The sequence below is a fragment of the Pseudomonas sp. AU12215 genome (assembly GCF_001675465.2).
GTDB classification, from domain to species: Bacteria; Pseudomonadota; Gammaproteobacteria; order Pseudomonadales; family Pseudomonadaceae; genus Pseudomonas; species Pseudomonas nitroreducens.
Map to the genome: position 1 here is coordinate 1 of NZ_MACM02000146.1, position 217 is coordinate 217.

The following is a 217-nucleotide window of genomic DNA, read 5'->3' on the forward strand; positions in this document are numbered from 1 at the left end:
AATTTTGACTGTGAATTTCCAGTCGGAGGGCTCTACCCTCGGCGTAGGGCCGGCCGACAGAACAGGGAAATCCTCCACCAGATGCTGACCTGGCGGAATCCGATCGGACTGGTCGCCTGAACCGCGACCGGTGAAACCTCTGGTGACCATAGTGACCCCTCTTGCTCGATACGGCAGACCGAAGCCGGCCTTCATTTCAGTACTCTGCGTAAAGCAT

General features: G+C 57.1%; 1 pseudogene. It reads right to left on the minus strand.

The annotated features are described in order from the left end of the window. Positions 1–150: pseudogene (locus A9513_RS36340) on the minus strand (sulfite oxidase-like oxidoreductase); the annotation flags it as partial. Positions 151–217 lie beyond the last annotated feature (67 nt).